General features: G+C 56.4%; 12 protein-coding genes. 8 read left to right on the top strand and 4 right to left on the bottom strand.

Going from position 1 to position 21,891, the window contains the following annotated elements; all coding sequences use genetic code 11:
* Positions 1–18: 18 nt before the first annotated feature.
* Positions 19–459: a hypothetical protein gene (locus CPA50_RS11375; RefSeq protein ID WP_096782637.1), complete on the bottom strand. Its 441-nt coding sequence runs from the start codon at positions 457–459 to the stop codon at positions 19–21.
* Between the two features lie 246 nt (positions 460–705).
* Here CPA50_RS11375 and CPA50_RS11370 point away from each other — a divergent pair, with 246 nt between their 5' ends.
* The 3 genes from CPA50_RS11370 to CPA50_RS11360 all read left to right on the top strand — a co-directional run bounded on the left by CPA50_RS11370 (position 706) and on the right by CPA50_RS11360 (position 4,865).
* The gene (locus CPA50_RS11370) at positions 706–1,968 is read left to right on the top strand and encodes an FAD/NAD(P)-binding oxidoreductase (protein ID WP_096782636.1); all 1,263 of its coding nucleotides are present in this window, start codon (positions 706–708) and stop codon (positions 1,966–1,968) included.
* A 121-nt stretch (positions 1,969–2,089) separates the two neighbouring features.
* Entirely contained in the window at positions 2,090–4,450 is a 2,361-nt protein-coding gene (locus CPA50_RS11365) for an EAL domain-containing protein (RefSeq protein ID WP_096782635.1), read from the top strand.
* Between the two features lie 43 nt (positions 4,451–4,493).
* The gene (locus tag CPA50_RS11360) at positions 4,494–4,865 is read left to right on the top strand and encodes a VOC family protein (RefSeq protein ID WP_096782634.1); all 372 of its coding nucleotides are present in this window, start codon (positions 4,494–4,496) and stop codon (positions 4,863–4,865) included.
* Between the two features lie 28 nt (positions 4,866–4,893).
* On the opposite strand, the gene CPA50_RS11355 is transcribed toward CPA50_RS11360, so the two are convergent.
* Positions 4,894–7,158, bottom strand: coding sequence for an ATP-dependent DNA helicase (locus CPA50_RS11355; protein WP_096782633.1), 2,265 nt, complete (start codon positions 7,156–7,158; stop codon positions 4,894–4,896).
* On the bottom strand, positions 7,155–8,849 hold the full coding sequence (locus CPA50_RS11350; RefSeq protein ID WP_096782632.1) for a VRR-NUC domain-containing protein: 1,695 nt from the start codon (positions 8,847–8,849) through the stop codon (positions 7,155–7,157). Before CPA50_RS11350 ends, CPA50_RS11355 begins: the two co-directional genes overlap by 4 nt.
* A gap of 119 nt (positions 8,850–8,968) precedes the next feature.
* Here CPA50_RS11350 and CPA50_RS11345 point away from each other — a divergent pair, with 119 nt between their 5' ends.
* The 5 genes from CPA50_RS11345 to recD all read left to right on the top strand — a co-directional run bounded on the left by CPA50_RS11345 (position 8,969) and on the right by recD (position 20,052).
* On the top strand, positions 8,969–9,724 hold the full coding sequence (locus CPA50_RS11345) for a substrate-binding periplasmic protein (protein WP_096782631.1): 756 nt from the start codon (positions 8,969–8,971) through the stop codon (positions 9,722–9,724).
* A 325-nt stretch (positions 9,725–10,049) separates the two neighbouring features.
* Entirely contained in the window at positions 10,050–10,292 is a 243-nt protein-coding gene (locus CPA50_RS11340) for a hypothetical protein (protein ID WP_143750743.1), read from the top strand.
* Positions 10,293–10,466: 174 nt separating this feature from the next.
* The gene (gene recC, locus CPA50_RS11335) at positions 10,467–14,039 is read left to right on the top strand and encodes an exodeoxyribonuclease V subunit gamma (RefSeq protein WP_096782629.1); all 3,573 of its coding nucleotides are present in this window, start codon (positions 10,467–10,469) and stop codon (positions 14,037–14,039) included.
* Positions 14,036–17,764 carry an exodeoxyribonuclease V subunit beta gene (gene recB, locus CPA50_RS11330; RefSeq protein WP_096782628.1) on the top strand — a complete coding sequence of 1,243 codons (3,729 nt, stop codon included), beginning with the start codon at positions 14,036–14,038 and terminating at the stop codon, positions 17,762–17,764. Before recC ends, recB begins: the two co-directional genes overlap by 4 nt.
* Positions 17,761–20,052, top strand: coding sequence for an exodeoxyribonuclease V subunit alpha (gene recD / locus CPA50_RS11325; protein WP_096782627.1), 2,292 nt, complete (start codon positions 17,761–17,763; stop codon positions 20,050–20,052). Before recB ends, recD begins: the two co-directional genes overlap by 4 nt.
* Here the strand turns inward: recD and CPA50_RS11320 are convergent.
* Positions 20,049–21,851, bottom strand: a complete 1,803-nt coding sequence (locus tag CPA50_RS11320; protein ID WP_096782626.1) for an ABCB family ABC transporter ATP-binding protein/permease — start codon at positions 21,849–21,851, stop codon at positions 20,049–20,051. The genes recD and CPA50_RS11320 overlap by 4 nt on opposite strands.
* Positions 21,852–21,891: the final 40 nt, after the last annotated feature.

The following is a 21,891-nucleotide window of genomic DNA, read 5'->3' as shown; positions in this document are numbered from 1 at the left end:
CGCATATAACGGAGAGGCTCAGAATGTAAAGGTACGCATCGCTGGGTTCAGCATCTGATCTGCCATTTCCGGTGGGGTAGCAACACCCACACCTTCAATCAGGTCATCCTTAGTGTAGTCGCTGTTAGGCAGGTAAAGAGCGCAAACGTTGGCCACGCCACCCTGCTTCATCAACCCACGCAGCATCTGGCCGGGGGTTACATCCTTTGGCTTCAGAGCAGGTGCATCGTAGTTTTTCAGCGCCAGGTCGCCCGCTTTGTCACACAACAGTACATTCACCCTGGCCCCCTTCTGAGCCATAGTATTGGAAAGCACCATAGCCATACCCTGAGTCTGTAAGGAATCGCTTGAAAGAATCACCAGTACTTCCTCAACCATTTTCTGATCTCCTGCGTGAGCGCTGATAGGGGCAACGGCAACCACAGCCGCTGCGACAAGTGCCTTGAGTGATCTGATCATTATGAAGTGCTCCTTGTATCGGTTTATCGTCGGTATGATTCCAGCCTATGCCGTCTGTTCACCCAACTCAGTGACAAAGTCACCTTCACTCTCATCATGGCCAGTACAAACCTCATCATACTGATCCCCAAAGGAGTGACAGCTTTATATTACTATTTTATATAACGATAGAACCAATTGTTTGCTAAGCTTTGACGTATATCAAGAGAAGACTGTACGTCCAAATAATGACAAGAGGTTTGAGGTATGAGCACCAACACGGCAGATCAGGACAAAATCAAACAACACACTGTGGTTATTGCAGGAGGCGGCGCCGCAGGTATTTCTGTTGCCGCCAGTCTGCATAAGAGAGACAGTACCCTTGATATCGCGATTATTGAGCCGGCACAAAAACATCACTATCAGCCTGGCTGGACAATGGTTGGCGGTGGCGTATTCAAGCCGGAAACGACTTCAAAACCCATGGCTTCGGTCATACCCGGGTTCACCTCCTGGTACAAAGAACCTGTATCTTCTGTCGATGAGGAACACAACCAGGTCACTCTGGCAGATGGCTCCACCATTCAGTATCAGGCCCTGATCCTGGCCCCCGGGCTGGAACTGAACTGGGACGGTATCGATGACCTGAAGCAAGCACTGGGCTCGAATGGTGTTACCTCCAACTATCAGGAAGGTATGGCGAGTTACACCTGGGAGATGGTGCAGAATCTTAAAAGCGGCCGGGCCCTGTTCAGCCAGCCTCCGATGCCGATAAAGTGTGCCGGCGCACCTCAGAAAGCCCTGTATCTGTCAGCAGATCACTGGCTCCGGACAGGGGTTCTGCAAAACATCGACATCCAGTTCCACAATGCCGGGGCTGTGCTCTTCGGAGTACCGGATTATGTCCCCGCGCTGCAAAGCTATATTGAAAAGTATGGCGTCGGGCTTAACTACCAAAGCACCCTGGTCTCAGTGAACGGCCCCTCCCGCAAGGCCACGTTCCGCCGCACCGACACCGACGGCAATACCGAAGACCGCGAAATCGGCTTTGATATGCTGCACGCTGTACCGCCCCAACGAGCTCCGGAGTTCATCAGGCAGTCGCAGCTGGCCAATGAAGGTGGCTGGCTGGACCTGGAAGATGACACCCTCCGCCATAAACGACATACCAACATTTTTGGCCTTGGCGATGTAAGCGGAACGGGCAATGCAAAAACAGCTGCAGCTGTGCGCAAACAGGCTCCAGTGGTTGCCGAAAATGTCATCGCCCACTTGCGCAATCAACCGTTAACAGCCGCCTATCTTGGTTACGGCTCCTGCCCATTAACCGTGGAAAATGGTCGTATAGTTCTGGCAGAGTTCGGTTACGGTGGTGTCTTGCAGCCCACTTTCCCCGCCTGGGTAAACGACGGCACCAAAGCCACGAGAGCTGCCTGGTTTCTGAAAGCCAAGCAGCTACCAGCCCTGTACTGGTATGTTATGCTTAAAGGCCACGAGTGGCTGGCAAAACCCGCCCGTCGCTCGGTCTGACAGCGGGAGCCCGTACATTTCGGCTACGGGCTCATTCATGATCGCCCGGTTTACCAAATGTCAAATATAACCTGTCATGATCTGCTAATATTTCATTCGCTGGCCTCATCAGGAACAACGAATGAATAATAATGAAACTGAACTAAGGCGGCTTGCAGCACTGGACCGGCTGGAAATTCTCGACACATCTCCTGAAGAGCGTTTTGACCGCCTTACACGCATAGCCCGCCAGCACTATCAGGTCGAAATAGCCTTGCTCAGCCTGCTGGACGATAAGCGCCAGTGGTTCAAGTCCCGTCAGGGGCTTGATGTTGCCGAAACACCCCGCGCCATAGCCTTCTGTGACTATGCTATGCGGCAGGATCAGGTTTTTGTTGTGGCAGACGCTACTCAGGATCCGCGTTTTCGCAACAACCCTCTGGTACTGGGAACCCCCCATATTCGTTTTTACGCTGGCATGCCCGTGCGCGAACCCTCCGGATTCAAAATCGGCACCCTGTGTATCATCGACGACAAACCACGGCAGTTCACCGAGCGCAACCTGGAAGTGCTCCGTACACTGGCCACCATGGTGGAAGAGGAACTGGAGCGTTCGTATATTGAATCGGACAAAAGTGAGTATGTGCCGGTTTCGCATCTCAACAGGGCTATCCATCATGCTCAGAGCGTTTTCCTCACAAGTGATAATGAGCGTGCGGCATTTCAGCAGATGCTCGGCGATCTGCTCGACCTTACGGGGAGCCAGTTCGGTTTTATCGGTGAGGTTATGCACGAGAACAACGGCACTCCCTACCTGAAAGTCCGCGCCATCACGAACATCGCCTGGAACGCCGAAACTCAGGCCCTGTATCAGGATGTGGAACGCCGTGGGATGATCTTCGACCGCCTGGACAACATCCTTGGTCAGCCCATGGTGACCGGTGAGACGATTATCTCCAATCACCTGACCAGTGATACCCGCCGTGGTGGCCTGCCTCCGGGACACCCGCCCATCAACACCTATCTTGGCATTCCTGTTTTTTCCGGAAACAGGCATTTAGGGCTGATAGGCCTTGCGAACCGGACCGAAGGTTATACTCAGAAACTTGCAGACGAGCTGGCCCCGTTGTCACAGACACTCGCCAACCTGATCGAGCGCAAGCGCCTGTACGAAGAAAAAAGTGCCCACAAAAAAGATCTGGAGCTGGCCGCAAATTACGATGCCCTGACCGGCCTGCCCAACCGCCGCCGGCTGACCGAACTGTTCGAACAGGAATTGTATGAAGCCAGAGAGAGAAACGGCCTGGTATCTGTGTGCCTGATTGATCTGGACGGCTTCAAAAACATCAACGATGAATATGGCCACACAGTGGGTGATGCAGTGCTCAGGTCGGTGGCAACCAAACTCCAGGCCACCGTACGCAGCCATGATATCGTTGCCCGCCTCGGCGGTGATGAGTTTGTGGCCATTCTCCGCGATGTCGACGATGAACGGATTTATGCCCGCCTCCTGGAGGCGATACGGCAGCCCATCAACTTCCGGCACCACATGTTCCATATTTCCGGCAGCATGGGCGTTACCGTATACCCTGAAGATGACGCAGATTCCGATCTGCTGCTTCGTCATGCAGATCAGGCCATGTACGCAGCAAAAGAAACCGGCAAAAACTGTTTCAAACTATTCGATCTGCAGTCAAATTCATCCCGTAAAGAGCGAACCCGGGTGCTGGAACAGATCGACAGCGCACTGCGCCATCAGCAGATGGAATTGTACTATCAGCCGAAAATCTGTTTTCACAACCACTCAGTAAATGGCTTTGAAGCACTTATCCGCTGGAATCACCCGAAAGAAGGCCTTCTCAAACCGAAATTCTTCCTGGAGCACATCGAATACACTGAGTATGCGCGCACCCTGGGAAATTTTGTTATCCGGGAAGCAGTAAAACGGTTGCTGGAGTTTGCTGAGCAAGATCTGCCCTATACCCTGAGCATCAATCTGAGCCCATGCCACTTTCTGAGCGAAGAGTTCCGGGAAGATATATCAAGCGCACTGGAGGGCTGCCCCCGGGAACTACGCGCACGCCTCATTCTGGAAATCCTTGAAACCACCGTAATGGACGACACCGAAACCGTTATGGAAAACCTCAAGGCTTGTCGTGAGCTGGGGGTGGACATTTCCCTGGATGACTTTGGAACTGGTTATTCGTCACTGGATTACTTTCGCCGGCTACCCACTCAGGAAATCAAGATTGACCGATCATTCGTAATGGATATGCTGGATGATGCAGATGACAGTATGATTGTCAGCGCTATCATCAGCCTGTCGAAGAGTTTCAAGCGGCGGTTGGTAGCCGAAGGTATTGATTGTGCAGACGTTGAGCGCAAACTCATTGAGCTTGGCTGCGATATAGGCCAGGGTTTTTTCTACAGCAAACCACTGCCACTCCCGGAAGCGCTGCGCTGGGCAGCTGATTTTCGATGGGAAAGCAGGTTAATGGCTTGAAATCAGGCGCACATATACAGAGCGCGAATCAGGAGAACATAGCATGATCGGATACGTCACCATCGGTGTCAGCGATATGGAAAAAGCGAAGGCTTTCTATACAGGCCTTCTGGGAGACATGGGCGGAAAGCTGCTACTGGATATGGGCCGCATTGCGTTTATTGGCGAAAGCATGAAAGGGCCAATGCTGGCGGTTTGCACACCCTTCGACGGTGAGCCGAACCATCCAGGCAACGGCAATATGCTGGCGTTCTGGCCGGGCTCGAAAGAAGCAGTTGATGCACACCACAAGAAAGCCATCGAGCTGGGGGCGACCTGTGACGGAGAACCCGGGCAGCGTATTCCAGACAAGTTCTATGGTGCCTACGTGAAGGACCCGGACGGCAACAAAGTGGCGTTTTATCACTTCGGCTGATTCAGCCTTGCCAGACACTGAGGCCGCTTTAACCTGCGGTCTCAGTCCTGAACCACCACCCAGGTAACAACCCCCGAATCTGCGGCTGTAAAAAGCGGTCGTCTATCAGCCAGATCACTCCCTGATCCTCCGGTGTGCGAATCACCCTTCCCGCAGCCTGAGCCACTTTCTGCAAACCCGGAATCAGGTAGGTGTACTCATAACCGGCGCCAAATCGCTGCTGCAGCCGGTGTTTCAGAATTTCATGCCAGGCATCAAAAGGCGGTAAACCCAGCGTTGCGACAAATGCCCCAATCAACTGATCCCCCGGTAAATCTATGCCCTCACTGAATACACCCCCCAAAACGGCAAAAGCCACGCTGCCGCTCTCTTCCCGAAAACCCGCCAGAAACTCCCGGCGCTGTTGCGGACTCATTCCAGAGTGCTGAGAGCGCTGGGGCACCTCGGGGGCGCTTTTCCCCAATGCTTCACTCACTTGGTTCAGGTATTTGAAGCTGCTGAAGAAGGCCAGATAGTGCCCCGGGCACGCTTTATATTGCTCCGCAATCAGTGTGGTAATGGGCGCTACCGAAGCCTCCCGGTGTGCCTGGCGTGTACTGATTTTCGGCGTGAACTTTACCCTTAGCTGGTCGGCGCTGAAGGGGCTCGGCAATGAGGTAAACCGGCTGTCTTCCGGCAGGCCCAGAAGATCCCGGTAATAAACGCCTGGGCTGAGGGTAGCGGAAAACAGCAATACAGAGGCTGCTGCCTGAAAACGGTCGCGCAAAAAATCCGCAGGCACCAGGTTCTGAATCACCAGGCTGGCACGGCCCCGGCCTTCCCGGCGGAATTCGCACAGGGAATGGTCGCCGAAGGAATCCGCCAGCTTCATGAAGGACACAGACTCAAACAACAGTTCCTGCAGGGCCAGATCCGGTGGGTTGTCCGCCAGATAATCCGTAAGGCCGGATACCAGCCCTTGCAGGCTGCCGGTGAGGGCCGGGGGCAGGTTATCGAGAAACACCGGAGCAGATCCGACGGCGGAGTGATCACGCACTATGCCCTGCCAGGCCCGCGCCGTTCGGTCCAGATGGGGTTTCAGTGCTTTGGGTGCAGATTTACGCAGCTTCAATAGCCGTTGCTGATCCAACTGAACCGAGTACATTCCCCGGCCACGATCAACAAGGTTGTGAGCTTCGTCCACCAGAATGGCAGTTTTCCAGTTGTTCTGCCGGATCAGGCCGTGGAGCAGGGCAGACTGATCAAACATCCGGTTTACGTCGCCAATCACCAGATCAGACCAGCGCGCCATTTCCTGAGCCAGAAAGTAAGGGCAGATATTATGGCCGGTGGCAATCTTCGCCAACACCTCTTGAGTGAGAGTCACGCCGGCCTGAACAGCTTCGGCACGGGCATCCGGCAAGCGGTCAAAAAACCCTTTGGCCAGCGGGCAGGAATCCCCGTGGCAGGCTTTATCCGGGTGCTCACAGGCATCTGCCTTGGCCACCAGTTCCAGGGTACGCAAGGGCCAGATCTGAGGCGTATCCTGCGCAGCCCGAAGGCGCTCGACGGCATCCACCGCCAGTTGCCGTGCGGTGTTGCGGCAAGTGAGGTAATTCAGCCGGTCGTGCTGCGCAGACGGCATGGCCATAAGGGCCGGGAACAGAGTCCCCAGGGTTTTGCCCAGACCCGTGGGTGCTTCCAGCAGCAGGGTACCCCCTTTAACCGTATTCTTGTAAACCGTTTCCGCAAGCTGGCGCTGGCGGGGGCGAAAGTCCGCAAAGGGAAAGCGCAGGCCGGAAAGGCGAATATCCCGCTGTTCCCGGTGGTGGGCCTCCTGTTCCGCCCAGAGCCGGTAGCGGTTGCACAAGGCTTCCAGTTCATGCCAAAGCTCATCAGCCGTGGCAGTTTCCGTGACCGGCGTTTCACGATTTTTGCCAATATCAAAATAGACCAGGGACAGCTTCAGTTTTTTGCGTTTTTCCTGGCGACAGAGCAGGGCACCATAGGCCCGCAACTGGGCACGGTGCAAAGCCCGCTGATGGGGGCGGATACGGGATAAATCCCCACGATGGGTTTTGATCTCTTCCAGCAACCCGGAATGCGGGTTATAAACATCTGCCCGGCCATAAAGCTCTAAACCAAGGCACTCACCGGTAAGTGAGTATTCGCTTTTATAACCGTAGCCACGCTTGCCCTGAATAGCCTGATGCCCTGCAATACCCTCTTCGGCGCTGGGCGCCGGGGTATAACGAAAGTCCAGGTCACCTTCGCGAGCGGCAAACTCGCATAGGGTTCTGACCGCAACCCTCACAGTGTCGCTCCGCTATCCTGCCAACGCAGATAGCACACGCTGGCAGCGATACCCTGGCGAGCAAAGAAGTGCAGCCAGCGGATCTGGTGGTCCTGCAACCGGTCGCCCGGGCCTTTCACCTCGATCATTTCGTAACGGGGCTTATCTTCCGGGTTCTGCGGATAAAAACGTACAAGATCGGGGAAACCACTGCGATGTTCGCGGATATTCAGCAAAAGGCGCTCAAAAAGAACCTGCAGGTCTGTTGCGGGAATACAATCCAGTGCCAGACCCAGCAATTCCTCATTCAGCGCCGGCCAGATCACAAACGGATTGGAGATGCCCTGTTTGGCAGCGTAGGTGGCCAGAATATTCTCCCGGTATTCGCCATTCTCAAGCGCTGCAAAACACTCATCGAACCCGGCTTGCCGGCGGCTGACAAAGTCCTCCCGCACCAGATCCGCCGGCCCTGTGTGGAACGGGTGAAAAAAGGCACCGGGTATGGCTTTGAAAATAGTGTGCCAGCACAACAAACCGAACAGACCGTTGATCAGAGTGTTTTCCACATAGAATACAGGAGCTTCAGGTGTGGACAGGTGGTCCCGGACTACCGCCTCTACAGAGCCTGCGGTTTGCGGCAAAGTCAGTGTGAATTCACGAATCTCGGGAACCTGAGGTGCCGATGGTGCCGGCTCGCCTACTTTTACAGCCAGCCGCTTGAGTATACGTGCCAGCCCCTGAAATTCAGCGTCGCTCAGTTCATCACTTTGCCATGAAGCTGCAATGCCCCAGGCTTCGTCAAAACGCTTCATCCGCTCCAGCAGCCGCAGCTGTTTTAACCGGGCCTCCCGATGGCCACTGGCTGCCAGCGCCTGCAACGCAAGCTCTCGCTCACCCTGACGTTCCGCCTGTCGGCCCAGCTCCAGCAGCAGACGATCACGGCGACTGGCAAGCCAGGCGTTATCCGAAGCAGGCGGAACCTCAGCCCAAACCTCTGCCGCTGGCATTCCGGCATCCAGGTTCTCGCGGCAGTGGTGCATCGCCAGGTAGGTATCCACCTCGCTGCGATGAGAGAAGGCTCGTGCTTCCGGGGTAAACTCCACCGGCTCATAACGGTGATGACCCAGCTCCACCAATACAAAATCAGACCAACTCTGGCGCAGATTGCCGAAAAACATCAGGCGGATGCGGTCGAACAGCATCATGTGCCTGACCCTCACAACAGGCGCAATGCCGTGACCAAACCAACCCGTCAGTGTAAGAGCTCCATCGCAGCTGTCCTGCAAAACCTCTCGCATACGAGCCTTCGGCAGATTTTTGACATGCCCTGCCTGTGCCAGAACCGGCGCAAAAGCCGGGCGAAGTTCCGCCAGAGTGAACAGACGAAAAAGTTCGTCCAGCGTCAGCAGCGGATCTGTATCCAGCCAGCCACCGGTAACCAGCTTATCCATTGCTTCAGCTTCCGGGCTTCCCAGCTCCGGGTAATTCAGCTTGTCAGCGCGGAACAGGTCGCCACTGCGCATCACCATGCGGGTCAGCAGCGCCCGTGAAGGGCGAGGCAGCTCAAAGAAATCCCGCAGGCAGGCGCGCTCCGGCTCCAGCAGCAGATCCACGTGATGAGTGGCCACCCAGGCCACTACCGTTTCCATGTTTTTCAGGTAGTACAGAGGGTTTTCAAGAGGTGCTGCTGAGGGCCGGGAGCCTATGCTCATAAATACAAAAGCTAACCTTGATATTGAATTAAAGTATTTTTCCTGCCGGTTTCTACGAACTGCCTGCCTGATGTCCGATTGCTACCCTACCGCATTCTCAAATAGCCTTAACCAGATAGATGGAACGGACTCATGAAAAAAGAATCGGGTTACTACTTGGCCTCCTGCTAGCGGCCAGTTATGCCACGGCCACTGAAGAACTGCGGATCTACACAGAACAATACCCCCCTTACAATATGACTTCCAACGGTCAGCCGTTTGCTCACTCAACCGAGGAGATTGGCGGACTGTGTACAGACATATTAAAAGCTCTTATGGCCAATACCAGCCTGGAGTTCAGCATAAAGTTAAGGGACCTCAGTTATGGCCTGAACAGGGCAGGGCAACACCCCAACCATGCCATTTATTGCGTATCCAAAACTCCCGACCGAGAGCCGTCCTTTCATTGGGTAGGGCCCCTGGCCTCTATCAAGTGGACTCTGTTCGCCAAGCCCGGATCATCTATCAAACTTAATAATCTGGAACAGGCCCGCCAGTATCGAATCGGGGGCTACAACGGCGACGTGATGACAAACTATCTCGCGGATGAAGGTTTCAACGTATTACCCATCAGCAAAAACGGCTTGAATGCCCGCCGTCTTGTAGAGGACCAGATCAGCTTGTGGGTGGCAGACGGTCTCGCAGGGCCGTATCTGGCGGCCGATGCCGCAGACGTAACCAATCTCAAGCAGGTATTGGTCTTCCGTGAAACGCCTATGTTCCTGGCGATTAACAATGAAACAGACCCGAAAATCATTCAGGCTCTCGAGGAAGGCTACCGAAAGCTGGTAGAGTCCGGCGAAAAGGAAGCCATTTTGCAGGCATACGGCTTTTGACGTTGATCCATCAGGTGCAGTGATTGCCGGTCGAACGGCACCTTCCTATCGCCTGGTTAGGTGATCAGCCACAACACTCCATTAAGCGACGACGTTCGTTTATGGAGTGTTGTGCACTTATATGTTTAGCCTTTGCCATTAATAGCATTCGACTACTCGCCCACCTTTGAGCTAGGCCACTCGATCGCATAGAGCGTTGTGCCGCCCTGACTGTCGTAATCATGGGTAATGAACGTTGAAACGTGTCCTTACACACCCATACTTGCAAGCGCCACAAATGAGAACTATTATCATTTAAAGAGCCAAACAAGGAGGAGGTATGGGAATGCCATTCACGCAGCCCAACAATGGGCGCTCGCAACCCATCCCATGTAAGGGAGCAGAACAGTCTTTGGTTAATCAGGGGCACTCCAAAGCGCAGCAGGTCTCTATCACCCTGGATGCAGATTGCCTATGCCGGTTGCTGGCCCGCAGTGAACTCTATGTTCAGGATTTTTCCTGTGTAGACGCATCATCCAAAGAGTGTGTACGCCAGTTGTTGCTACGCCTGCTGCGCGAAACCGTTTGACCCCCTTTTAACCACAGCCGTTTATTCAGGGAACCGGCCTGCAGCATTCGAAGCGGTCCCGCCTTTCTTTGGCTACCCTCCCCGTAACATTCATCAATACGACTCCGAATCCGGAGTTGCATAAGGTAACCTGTCTCTTCACGAAACAAGCGCAGGTACCCGTTAAGGACTCCCATGCCCGAGCACTCCGCCATTACACCCGGCTTTCACGCCGTTCATGCAAACCATCTGGAAGACCTGCGCCGGGCAGTGGTGTTTATCTGCCAGCAGAACCCTCTGCCGCCGCTGCAGAGCGAGACCTTTCTGGTGCAGAGCAACGGTATAGCCCAATGGCTGAAACTGGCTCTGGCGGAAATGCCTTCAGACGATGGCAGTGAAGGCGGGCTGGGCATTGCCGCCGGTATGGATTTTCTGTTCCCGGCGCGGTTTATCTGGCAAGCCTACCGGGCCGTATTACCGGATGGAGAAGTGCCTGAACAGTCTCCTTTCGATAAACGCCGACTGGTGTGGCGGCTTTACCGGCTGCTGCCGGAACTTGTTCATACCGGTGAAGTGTTCAATCCGCTGGCGCGTTTTCTGGAAGGCAGCGATACGGACCTACGGGCGTTCCAGTTGGCTGAGAAAGTAGCGGACCTGTTTGACCAGTATCAGGTATTCCGCGCCGACTGGCTGGCAGCCTGGGAGCAGGGGCGGGATGTGGTAATCACTGCTCGTGGTGAAGAAAAGCCAATTGAGGAAGAAACCCGCTGGCAGCCCAGGCTTTGGCGCGAACTGGTGGAAGACACAGGCCCGGAAGCCCACACCAGCCGGTCGCAGATTCATACCAGGTTTATGGCTGAAGGCCAGCGCATATCCGCACCCGCGCACCCGGGCCGCCTGCCCAGGCGCATTGTGGTGTTCGGGGTATCCTCGTTGCCAAAGCAGGCGCTGGAAGCCCTCTACGTACTCAGCCGTTTCAGCCAGGTGGTGCTCTGCGTTCACAACCCTTCGCAGTTTTACTGGGCGGATATTGTCAGTGACCGCGAGCTATTAAAAGCCGAACGCAAACGCGGTGCCAGCCACCCAACCCTGTCGCAGATTGAAGATGCCGATCAGTTACACCAGCATGCGAATCCATTGCTGGCAGCCTGGGGCAAACAGGGCCGGGATTACATTCGCCTGCTGGATGAATTCGACAATCCGGATGAATACCGCAGCAGTTTCCAGACGCCGGATCAGAAAATCGATATTTTCTCGGAGCATGGCTCAGGGCAAGCCACCTGTTTACTGCACCAGCTGCAGAACGACATTTACAACCTGACCCCGCTCCAGGAAATCCGCGATGAACAGCGTGAGCTGAATCTTCATGGGGATCATTCCGTCGTCTTTCACGATGCCCACAGCCCCCAGCGGGAAGTGGAGATTCTGCACGATCAGCTGCTGGCAGCGTTCAACGCAGACGCCTCTCTAAGGCCCCGGGATGTGATGGTAATGGTACCGGATATCAACATCTACGCACCCCATATCCAGGCGGTGTTCGGGCGCTACCCTGCAGGGCAGAAACGCCATATTCCCTTTACCATTTCCGACCAGGGCCAGCGCAATCATGAGCCAGTACTGATTGCGCTGGAGACACTCATGTCATTGCCCCGCAGCCGGTTCGGAGTGAGTGAAATCATCAGTCTTCTGGAAGTGCCCGGCATTCGTGACCGGTTCGAAATTACAGAGGAAGAAATTCCTCTGGCCCGGCGCTGGGTAGAAGGCGCCAACATACGCTGGGGGCTGCACGGTGCCCACAGGGAAAGCCTGGAATTGCCGGCTCATCTAGAGCGCAACACCTGGCAATCGGGCCTGCGTTCCATGCTGCTAGGCTACGGTATGGGCGACGACGCCCCCTGGGCGGGCGTTCAGCCCTACGGCGAAATCGGCGGCTTGCAAGCCAGCCTGGCAGGGCGCCTTGGTGAGTTTGTGTACCGCCTGGAAACCCTGTGGCAGGAGCTACAGGCCAGCCGCGCCCCTCAACAATGGGAAGCACTCTTCTCTGCCATGCTGGAGCAGTTTTTCCACAAGGTAGAGGGCCACGACCTGTTGCTGCTGAACCGCTTCCGCAGGCAGCTGGAACAGTGGCTGGATGACACTCTTGCCGCAGGGCTGGATCAGCAAACTCTGCCCCTGAATATCGTGAAAGATGTGTTGCTGGAAGGCCTCGATGAAGGCGGCCTGAACCAGCGCTTCCTTGCCGGCAAGGTAAACTTCGCCACCCTGATGCCCATGCGTGCCATTCCCTTCCGCAAGGTGTGCCTGCTGGGTATGAACGACGGCGACTACCCGCGCTCAAGACCGCCTGTGGATTTTGACCTGATGGCACAGGACTACCGCCCGGGCGACCGCTCCCGCCGGGAAGATGACCGCTACCTGTTTCTGGAGGCCATGCTCTCCGCCCGCGAACAGCTTTACATCAGCTGGGTAGGGCGCAGCATTCGTGATGATTCGCCACGACCGCCGTCTGTGCTTGTAGGCCAGCTGCAGGATCATCTGGATAACCTGTGGCGGGTAAGCGGGCAGGTAGAAGTACAGCCAGACATTACTGTGACTGAAGCCCTGACCACCTGCCACCCGCTGCAGCCGTTCAGCCGTGACTATTTTCCTCAGGTTCAGCATGCTCGCAGTCTGTTCACCTATGAACACGAATGGCGCAGCGCTCACAAAGATGAGAGTGCGGAGCAGGAAAGGCAGCAAGTAACGCAACAAACACCTCTGCCTTACCAGCAGCCCGAAGAGCCCATCACCCTGAACGACCTGGCAGGCTTCCTGAAAAAGCCTGTGGATACCTTCTACCAGCGCCGCCTGCAGGTGCGCTTTGAGGATGTAGAAGACGAGGATACAGACAACGAAAACTTTGATCTGAATGGCCTTGATCGCTGGCGCCTGGATACCGAACTGATTGAACAGGGCCTGCTGAAAGCCAATGATGATGAAGATCTGCACGAGCGCCTGCAAACTACGCTGGATCGTATGGCACGGCGTGGCGACCTGGGTATGGGTGTGACAGAACACAGGTTGCGCAACGAACTGTCCGGTCGTCTGCCGGATCTGTTCCAGCGTTATCAGAGCGCCCTGACCGAATGGCCTGAAGCGGTCAGCGAACCCCTGCAGTTTGAATACCGCTTTGCTGACACGACAGGTTCCGTAGAAGTGCTGGACCTGATAGATCACCTGCGCCGCAACCATGAAGGCAAGGCCTGCCGGCTGGTCATCGCCGGTTCCAGCCTGCTCAGCGGCAGCGGTAACAGCAAAAAACTCCGCTACGCCAACCTGATGCGGGATTGGGTGATTCATCTGGCCGGACAACTGACAGAGCATCCTTTTGAAACCCTGATTCTGGGCAAGGAAGAAGGCCGCAAGGTTCGCTTTGCGCCTCTGCCCAAGGAAGCCGCAACCAGACACCTGGATGCCATGCTCGGCCAGTGGATCGAAGCCAGCACCCGGGCCTTGCCGTTGCATGTGGAAGCCGGTTTTGCCTGGATTTACAGCTTCTATCAAAGCAAAAAATTCCTCGGTGACCATGAGCACGCCATCAGCGATGCGCAACAGGCATATGCCACAGCTCTGGAACGGGATACCGGCTATTTGCGCGGTGCCTTCGATAGTGCAGAGGCCTTGATGCAAAGCGGCGAATTCGAAGCACTGCTGCACCAACTTTACGTGCCTTTGTGGGAGGCCGAACAGGACAAGTCAGCCGCCGGCCAGATTGAGGGCAAGCTATGACCACTGCAAAGCATCTGAACCCGAATCTTGATCCTCTGGCCTTGCCCCTGAACGGCAGCAGCCTGATAGAGGCCAGTGCCGGTACCGGAAAAACCTTCACCATCGCGATTCTGTATGTACGTCTGGTGCTGGGCCACGGCCAACCGGAAGGCGGCGCTCTCGCTGCCGGCATGCTGCCCCCGAACCTGCTGGTGGTCACCTTTACCGACGCCGCTACCAAGGAACTGCGGGACCGTATCCGCACCCGGCTCACCCAGGCCGCCGAGGTGTTTTCCACCACCGCCGACAGCCTTCAGCCCACGCCGGAAACAGCACTGATTCACCAGCTCCGGGACCAGAGCTACCCGGACCCGGCCACCTGGCCGGACTGCCGTAAAAAGCTGCTTCTGGCTGCCGAGTGGATGGATGAAGCCGCAGTATCCACCATCCATGCCTGGTGTAATCGCATGCTCACCGAGCACGCCTTCGACAGCGGCAGCCTGTTCCGGCTGACACTGGAAACCGACCAGAGTGATCTGCTCGACGAGGTGGCCCGGGACTACTGGCGCACATTTATCTATCCGTTGTCGCCAGTATTGATGGACGAGGTACTTAGCCACTGGAAAACTCCGGATAACCTGCGAGCATCCGTGCACAACCTGATTGGCGATGCCGATTCGCTGGACATGACCACCGGCGACGTAAAACACGCCATCGAATCCACCGTGCAACGGCGCATGGAGCAGGCGCAAATACTGAAAGCCCACCCCTGGGCGGACTGGAAACCCGAAGTAACCGACATGCTGGTGGCGCTCAACAAGAGCAAACGCCTGCACGGCGGCAGCATGAAGCCGATGATCGCCGCCTGGGACAAGCTGCTGGACTGGGCAGCATCCGACGAGCTCTACCCGGAAGGGCTTGATAAAGCAGGCTTCCAGAACCAGACACCGGACATACTGGCCACCAAACTGAAAGGCGATGGCGATGTGCCCCATCATCCAGCCTTTGAGGCCATCGAGGAGCTGATCGCCTTTGCAGAAAACCTGCCCAGCGCCGAAGCAGACATTCTCCGGCACGCCACCCACTGGATTGCGGCACGGCTGGAATCGGAAAAACAGAAACGCTCGGAAATGGGTTTTGATGACCTGCTCACCCGGCTGGACGATGCCCTTCACGGCCCCCGTGGCGATCAACTGGCCGCGACCATTCGCCGGCAGTTCCCGGTAGCGCTGATTGACGAATTCCAGGATACGGACCCGGTGCAGTACCGCATCTTCAACCGCATTTACCGGGTTGCAGACAACCACCCGGATACCTGCCTGCTGATGATCGGCGACCCAAAACAGGCTATTTACGGCTTCCGTGGTGCCGACATCTATACCTATCTGGATGCCCGCACGGGCGCCCACGACCGTACCTGGACCCTGGGCCGCAACTTCCGGTCATCCAGGCCCATGGTGACAGCGGTTAACCGGGTGTTCGAACATGGCGACCTGAACAGCCCCGAAGGCGCGTTCCTGTTCGGTAAAGGTGATACCTCTCCATTGCCATTCCAGGGCGTAGCGGCCAATGGCACCAAACGCCTTTGGTCGGTAAACGAAGAGGTACAGCCCAGCCTCACCCTGTGGTCACTGGAAAGTGATCAGGAAGACAGAAACGGCAACCGTAAAAGCCTGGCCAAAGGCACTGCAACCACGGAAGTGGCAGAAACCTGCGCCAGCGAAATCGCGCACCTGCTGACTCTTGGCCAGCAAGGGAAGGCAGGATTTGCTCTGGAAGGCACAGCAGATGATCTGGAGCCGGTTGAGCCCAAAGATATTGCCATTCTGGTGAACAACCGGAACGAAGCTGCTGCCGTGCGGGACGCTCTGGGCCAAAGGCGAATCAAAAGCGTGTACCTGTCGGACCGGGACTCTGTGCTTACTTCCCAGGAAGCCAAGGAAGTACTGTGCTGGCTAAAAGCCTTTGCTGAACCCCGGCAGCTGGCCTATGCCCGTGCTGCTCTGGCCACACCCACACTCGGTTTGCCCTGGAGCTATCTGGACCAGCTGCTGACCGACGAAATGGCGCTGGAGCGCGAGATTGAACGCTTTATGGGGTATCAGCAGCAGTGGCAGAACCGGGGCGTGCTGCCCATGCTGCGCAGCTTTCTGATGGACTTCGAAGTGCCCGGACAGTTACTGCAGCGCCCCGACGGCGAGCGCCGGCTCACCGACATTCTGCATATTGCAGAATTACTGCAGCAGGACAGCCTGCAACTGGATGGCGAACACGCGCTGGTGCACCATTACACCCAGATTCTGCGGGCGGCAGACGAAGAGGACGAACACCGTACCCTGCGCCTGGAAAGCGATGCCGGACTGGTCAAAGTCATCACTGTGCATAAATCCAAAGGCCTGGAATATCCCCTGGTGTTTCTGCCCTTTGGCACCGCCTTCCGCGCCCAGAGTGAAAAACAGTCGTTCGTGCGTTATCACGACGACAACTCACAACTGATCACAGTGTTCGACCCCACACCAGAAGATGTCGCCCGGGCAGACCGGGAACGCCTCGGCGAAGATATCCGCAAACTCTACGTGGCCCTGACCCGCGCCCGGTTTGCTACCTGGGTAGGCGTTGCCGATATTGAAAACTGGCATCTGAGCGGCCTGGGGTATCTTCTGGGGGGCGAACCTGCAGCACAGCGCCCGTTAAGTGAGGCGCTGAACCTTCTGGCCAATGGCTATCCGGAGCTGTGTGCCTGTCCGCTGCCAGACGCTACCGATCTGCGATACGCAGAAGAAACACCGGCAGCCCTGGGGCAGGCACGGGTCTCGACCCGAGAGGCAAGGGAAGACTGGTGGATTGCCAGCTACTCCTCTCTGGAATACAGCGGGCTCTCCGGCACCGGCATTGTCTTCACCGGCGAAGTCGAAGACGCAGAAACCCAGAACCTGCTGGAAGAGGGCGCCCACAATCCGGAGGACGAAGACGCAACCAGACCGCTCAGCCACAGCCTGCATAATTTTCCAAAGGGTGCTGGCCCGGGAACCTTTTTGCACGACCTGCTGGAATGGTGTGTACAACAAGGCCTCCAGAGCATTGTGGATAACCCCGCCCAACTACGTGAACAGCTTATCCGCCGCTGCAGCACACGGGGCTGGAGTGACTGGGTGGACACTCTGGAACACTGGATACTGACGCTGATCCGCCAGCCGCTGCCGTTGAACCGCCGCAGCGATGAAAACATCAGCCTCGCCAGCCTTGGCACATTGCGCCCGGAGCTGGAATTCTGGTTTGAAAGCCGCAACGTCAGCACCCGCGCCATGGACAAGCTGGTTACCCAACACACCCTCAACGGCGCCGACCGACCGCGGGTGGATGACGGGCGTTTCAACGGTATGCTGAAAGGCTTCATCGATCTGGTATTTGAACACAACGGCCAATATTACGTGCTGGACTATAAATCCAATTATCTCGGCGACGAAGACAGCGCTTACACAGATCAGGCCATGGGCGAGGCCATTCTGGAGAAGCGCTATGACCTGCAATACGTGCTCTATTTACTCGCCCTGCACCGATTACTGAAAGCACGACTGCCGGATTACGACTACGACCGGCACCTGGGTGGCGCCGTCTATATGTTTTTACGGGGCATCAACGCGCCCGGCGCCGGAGCCTTTACCGACAAACCGCCCAGAGTACTGATCGAACAGCTGGATGCGATGTTTGACGGTAAGGCAGCCCCCGGGGAGGAGGCAGCATGAGCAAAACACGGAACACCGACAACCAGTTTGCCTTTGATCTGGAACCAGCCTGTGATCCGGACACGACTACGCCCGTTGCAACCAGCCAGGGCAGCGATAACACTCGGGGTAAGGCCAGTCTTGCCCTGAGTCAGACGGAATCCATGCTGGAACTTCTGGATAGCTGGCAGCAAGCTGGCTGGATTCGGCCATTGGATGTGCGCTTTGCACGGCTGATACAAGATCTGTCGGAAGAGCAGGGTGAAGCACCACAACCGCTGGTTCTGCTCCTCGCCGCACTGACCTCCCATCAGGTGGGTCGGGGCCACGTGTGTGTGGATCTGGCAACCCTGCTGGCCGATGCAGACAGTACGCTTTCACTACCTCCGGAGGATCCGAAAGGAGCCAATGTTTTCAGCGATCCGGAAAACACTGAGAGGGTCCGGACCGGACCGGGCGAACTCCTTGCCGAAATATCCACCCAAGAATGCCTGTCCGCTCTTGGCAAGGCTTTAGCAGTATGTGATGGCTCACATACAACACCATTGGTGATAGATGATACCCGCCTTTACCTGCGCCGCTTCTGGCGCTATGAACAGCAGATTGCCGCCGGCATTCTTCAGCGCCTGGCACAAGCATCCACTGTGTCCGACCCGGCTTCCCCTGCTGCCATCACCTTGAGCCGGGCACTGGATACACTCTTTAAACCGCAGGATTCTGCCGGTCCTCCTGTGGACTATCAAAAGCTCGCCTGTGCCCTGGCGGCCCGCAACCGTTTCGCCGTCATTACCGGTGGTCCGGGCACAGGAAAAACCACCACCGTGGTTAATTTGCTGGCAGCCCTGCAGTCCGTCGCCGGTGAATCCACAGAACGAAACGGCCGCAAATACCGCATCCGCCTCGCCGCCCCTACCGGCAAAGCGGCAGCGCGGCTGAACGAGTCCATTGGCGGCGCCGTCAGCCGTTTGCCTCTGACGCAACTCCCAGGGCAGGTGTCGCTCGCGGACATTCCCACCAGGGTAACCACGCTGCACCGGTTGCTGGGTAGCCGCCCGGATACCCGGAAATTCCGCCACAACCACGATAATCCTCTGCTGGTGGATATACTGGTGATCGATGAAGCGTCTATGGTGGATCTGGATCTGATGGCCTCGGTGTTCGACGCCCTGCCAGCCAGCGCCCAGCTTATTCTGCTGGGTGACAAGGACCAGCTGGCCTCGGTAGATGCCGGTGCGGTGCTGGGAGAACTGTGCCAGCGCGCGGCAGGCGGGCATTATCAGCCAGCAACTGTGCAATGGTTACAGACCATAACCGGCACCGACATACCCTCAGATTTGCAGGACAACGAAGGCCAGCCAATGGATCAGGCTGTTGCCATGTTGCGCAAGAGTTATCGCTTTGCGGAAGGCAGTGGTATCCGCCAGCTTGCCGAGGCAGTCAACACCAACACCCTGAACGCCAACATTCTTGAACAGGCCCGTAATGCCGGGTTCGAAGATGTGGTGTGGCTCAACGGCATCACCAAAAAACCCTCACTGGAAACCACCCAGGCACTGATATGCAGCCATGCGGTCACTGGCAGCCCGCAGGCCTTCCGCAATAATGGAGAAGGGCGCATGGATGGTAATCAACAGCCACTGCCGCCACCGGTGGGTTACCGCCACTATTTGAAGCTGATGCAGGATCACAATCTGAACAGCAACAGCACAACAGAACAATGGGACCAGCTGGCGAAATCAGTCTTGCTGGCCTTCAGTGATTTTCAGGTCCTCTGCGCTCTGCGCCGCGGGCCCTGGGGAGTGGAAGGCCTGAATGAGCTGATTGCCCATCACTTGCTGGCGCAACGGCTGATTCCACGGGCTGAAGGCTGGTATGCCGGGCGCCCTGTGCTGATTACCGGCAACGATTACAACCTGGGGCTGATGAATGGCGATGTCGGGATTACCTTCAGCCTGCCGGTCCAAGCGGATACCCGGAACACCGACAGGAGCCCACAGACAGTATTGCGTGTAGCCTTCCCCGCCAATGATGGCAGCGGAACTATCCGGTGGATCTCACCCAGCCGGCTGCAACAACTGGAAACTGTGTATGCCATGACCGTACATAAATCCCAGGGCTCTGAGTTCAATCACACCTGCCTGGTGCTGCCTGACCGCCTCAGCCCCGTTCTCACACGGGAACTGGTCTATACCGGCATCACCCGCGCCAGGAACTGGTTCAGCCTGATAACCGGTGACGCCAGCGTATTCAGCGAGAGCGTGGACCAGAGAGTAGTAAGAGCGTCAGGACTGGCGTCGGTGCTCCGTTAATCCTGCTCGTCTTCATCACTGTGCTGTTGCTGCAGCCACAACCTTGCGTAGTAACCATTTTTTGCAAGCAGGTCACTGTGGCTGCCACCTTCCACAATCTGGCCGTGGTCCATAACCAGAATAGAATCGGCATCGCGCACGGTAGATAAGCGGTGGGCAATGACCAGTGTGGTGCGTTGGCGGCTGACTTCATTGAGCGCACTAAGAATAGCCTGCTCGGAAATGGAATCCAGGGACGATGTGGCTTCGTCCAGAATCAGCAGCGGAGGGTTTTTCAGCAGCACACGAGCGATGGCAACGCGCTGCTTTTCCCCGCCGGAGAGCTTCAGGCCCCGTTCACCTACTTTTGTATCGTAACCGTCCGGAAGACTACGGATGAAATCGTCCAGCCGTGCCTGTTTAGCCGCGTGATACACCTCGGCTTCAGTGGCCTCTGGCCGACCATAAGCCAGATTCCGGTACAGGGTGTCGTTGAACAGCACTGTGTCTTGTGGCACCACCCCGATTACCGCACGCAGGCTGTCCTGACTGATCTCACGGATATCCTGGCCATCAATGGTGATACTTCCCTTATCCACATCAAAAAACCGGAACAGCAGGCGGGCGAGGGTGGATTTACCCGCTCCGCTGGCACCCACAACCGCCAGTGTGTGCCCGGCTGGTATGGAAAAATCCACGTTTTTCAGGATGGGCCGGTCCGGGCGATAGGCAAAGGACACCTGATGGAAACCAACCTCCCCCTTATCCACAACCAGCGCTGGCGCCTTTTCGGTATCTTCGACAGCCGGCTTTTCACCCAGCAGGCCAAAAAGGCGTTCCACATTCACCAGAGACTGGCGAATTTCCCGGTAAACAAAGCCCAGGGCATTCAGAGGAATAAACAGTTGCAGCAGATAGGCATTGATCATGGTGAAGTCACCCAGAGTAATGTCACCGCTGGCGACTTCCGTTACCGCCATCGCCATCATGGCAATCATGGCCAGGCTGATGATGAACGCCTGGCCAGTGTTGAGGGCGGCCAGAGACAGGCGGTTCTTCAGGCGAGCCTTCTCCCATTCCTCAAGATCCTGATCGTAGAGGTCAGCTTCAAACTGTTCGTTGTTGAAGTACTTTACGGTCTCATAATTGAGCAGGCTGTCGATCGCCCGTGAATTGGACTGGTTGTCCCGGGCATTGGCTTCACGCACAAACCGGGTTCGCCACTCGGTGACCATGATCGAGAACACCACGTACACCACCACAGCGACAAGAATGGCAATCACATAGCTGGCATTAAAGGCCACAAGCAGAATGCCCGCCACCATAAGAATTTCCAGCAGGGTAGGAATGATGTTGAACAGGGTAAAGCGCAACAGAAAACTTATACCGGTGGTACCGCGCTCGATATCACGGGCCAGGCCGCCGGTTTTACGGTCCAGATGAAAAGCCAGTTCACGGGCATGGAGGTGGCGGAACACCCGCAGTGATACCCGTCGCATGGCGCGTTCGGCAACCCTGGCAAACACTGCGTCCCGCAGCTCACTGAACAGGGTGCTGGCAAACCTCAGAGCACCATAAGCCACCACCAGAACCACAGGTATCCATAGCAACAGGTTGCTGTCACGGCCCTGATCCAGGTAATCCACAATGTATTTCAGGGCCACCGGGGTTGCGACCGTAGCAAGCTTTGCCAGCACCAGAAAAGCAACAGACAGAACTACCCGACCACGAAACTCTGCCAGGTAAGGCCAGAGCCCGGCAATTACTTTCCAGTTGGGTTTATGGTGAGCAGAGTAATCACTGTCAGCGTAAGCACGCACGGGGCTTCCTTCCTTTTCATTGAGAAGACAAGCGTATGAT

The organism is Marinobacter sp. ANT_B65, assembly GCF_002407605.1.
In the GTDB taxonomy this organism is placed as follows: Bacteria; Pseudomonadota; Gammaproteobacteria; order Pseudomonadales; family Oleiphilaceae; genus Marinobacter.
The sequence above is the reverse complement of the archived record's forward strand: the minus strand, read 5'-3'. Positions and strand labels throughout refer to the sequence as shown.

Coding starts and splice junctions, on each gene's coding strand:
- CPA50_RS11365 (WP_096782635.1), top strand. CDS start 2,090: ATGAATAATAATGAAACTGAACTAAGGCGGCTTGCAGCACTGGACCGG.
- recB (WP_096782628.1), top strand. CDS start 14,036: ATGACCACTGCAAAGCATCTGAACCCGAATCTTGATCCTCTGGCCTTG.
- CPA50_RS11375 (WP_096782637.1), bottom strand. CDS start 459: ATGATCAGATCACTCAAGGCACTTGTCGCAGCGGCTGTGGTTGCCGTT.
- CPA50_RS11345 (WP_096782631.1), top strand. CDS start 8,969: ATGGAACGGACTCATGAAAAAAGAATCGGGTTACTACTTGGCCTCCTG.
- recC (WP_096782629.1), top strand. CDS start 10,467: ATGCCCGAGCACTCCGCCATTACACCCGGCTTTCACGCCGTTCATGCA.
- recD (WP_096782627.1), top strand. CDS start 17,761: ATGAGCAAAACACGGAACACCGACAACCAGTTTGCCTTTGATCTGGAA.
- CPA50_RS11350 (WP_096782632.1), bottom strand. CDS start 8,849: ATGAGCATAGGCTCCCGGCCCTCAGCAGCACCTCTTGAAAACCCTCTG.
- CPA50_RS11370 (WP_096782636.1), top strand. CDS start 706: ATGAGCACCAACACGGCAGATCAGGACAAAATCAAACAACACACTGTG.
- CPA50_RS11340 (WP_143750743.1), top strand. CDS start 10,050: ATGCCATTCACGCAGCCCAACAATGGGCGCTCGCAACCCATCCCATGT.
- CPA50_RS11360 (WP_096782634.1), top strand. CDS start 4,494: ATGATCGGATACGTCACCATCGGTGTCAGCGATATGGAAAAAGCGAAG.